Raw genomic sequence first — 1,236 nt, 5'->3', positions numbered from 1 at the left:
GATTGACTATCGCTTCTGCCTTGAGTATCATGCACCGCCTTCACGGAAAGTGGAAGCAAATTCGGGGTATAGCGCAGTCTGGTAGCGCGCCTGCTTTGGGAGCAGGATGTCGGGAGTTCGAATCTCTCTACCCCGACCAATTTCGTACACGGCAGGAAGGTTGACCATGCCAGAAACGATTCTCTGCGCTCGTAGCTCATTTGGATAGAGCATCGGCCTTCTAAGCCGAGGGTAGCAGGTTCGAATCCTGCCGGGCGTGCCAATTTGGCAGTTAGAGGCATCACGGCCAGATGTTTGGTTTGGTGCCATTTGAAAATGCAAGGATTCGAACCTGCGTTATCAAAATAGTGAGGTTCGACTGTCCTGCGGAGCAGGGCAGCACCGCACGGAGTGCGGCCCCGCAGGGGTTTTCATCCTGCCGGGCGTGTCGCACGCAACAGTTTATGGTGGATGTAGCTCAGTTGGTAGAGTCCCGGATTGTGATTCCGGTTGTCGCGGGTTCAAGCCCCGTCATCCACCCCATATAAAAAAGCTTGGCTTAGTGGCCAAGCTTTTTTATATGGTTTTTGTCTGCTTTTTTTGTTGCAGACATGCTTTCCCCCAACCACTTGTCCCCACAAGTGCAGTTTCCTCATGATTGTATTCGCGCGCAACCATCCGTTAAGCAGGATATGATCTCATTGGTTGTCATGATGGCGTGATTTGCCATAAATGCAGTCTTGCGTACCGCGTTTACCTCAATGTAAAGGACATGCTATATAGGCGGGTACAATGATTTGCTAGCATGGGTGGCGTAATTTGACAAAAATAAGCTGCAGTAGGATATACTGGATAAACTTGAGTCTGTTGGTGTAGGGTTGGCTTGAGACAATATCCAGCTGCGGAAACTGAAAAATGCGATTTTCGGTTTCCTCTTCAAGGACACAGTGTCATTGAGAATGGCGGCAGCATTGTTCGCCCAGGTTACTCTGACGGCCCAGGCCAGCGATACACGTACTGAAAATGCACAACAGATCATCGGGCAAAGAGCCGCGCAAGCGGTGATATGGGGAATGCCCGCGTTCAACTATGATCGCATGTTTCAGGCGGCATTGAGCGCGGGTGCCAGCGCGAACCAGATTGTCTACTGGTCGCGCCCATCGAGCCGGAAAAACCCCTGTTCGACAAAACCTGGGTATTGTCAGATACTAGAGTTTAGAGTTTCAGAGGAGAAAAACCACTAAAAATCTCAAAAAA

Annotated in this window: 1 protein-coding gene and 3 tRNA genes; all 4 read left to right on the top strand. The window is 50.3% G+C overall.

Features of this window, described 5'->3' with window-relative positions:
* Nucleotides 1–62 precede the first annotated feature (62 nt).
* The 4 genes from ACOCD2_RS20615 (at nucleotide 63) to ACOCD2_RS20600 (ending at nucleotide 1,223) form a co-directional block, all read left to right on the top strand.
* Nucleotides 63–139: transfer RNA gene (locus ACOCD2_RS20615), tRNA-Pro, on the top strand.
* Nucleotides 140–185: 46 nt separating this feature from the next.
* A tRNA-Arg gene (locus ACOCD2_RS20610) sits at nucleotides 186–262 on the top strand.
* A gap of 184 nt (nucleotides 263–446) precedes the next feature.
* A tRNA-His gene (locus tag ACOCD2_RS20605) sits at nucleotides 447–522 on the top strand.
* Nucleotides 523–938: 416 nt separating this feature from the next.
* Nucleotides 939–1,223 carry a hypothetical protein gene (locus ACOCD2_RS20600; RefSeq protein ID WP_293650313.1) on the top strand — a complete coding sequence of 95 codons (285 nt, stop codon included), beginning with the start codon at nucleotides 939–941 and terminating at the stop codon, nucleotides 1,221–1,223.
* Nucleotides 1,224–1,236 lie beyond the last annotated feature (13 nt).

The organism is Thiolapillus sp. (assembly GCF_048562965.1).
Taxonomy (GTDB): Bacteria; Pseudomonadota; Gammaproteobacteria; order Chromatiales; family Chromatiaceae; genus Thiolapillus; species Thiolapillus brandeum_A.
This window is presented reverse-complemented; position numbering and strand designations above follow the sequence as displayed.

Excerpts from the sequence above, each read along its gene's own strand:
- ACOCD2_RS20600 (WP_293650313.1), top strand. The coding sequence starts at position 939 with ATGGCGGCAGCATTGTTCGCCCAGGTTACTCTGACGGCCCAGGCCAGC.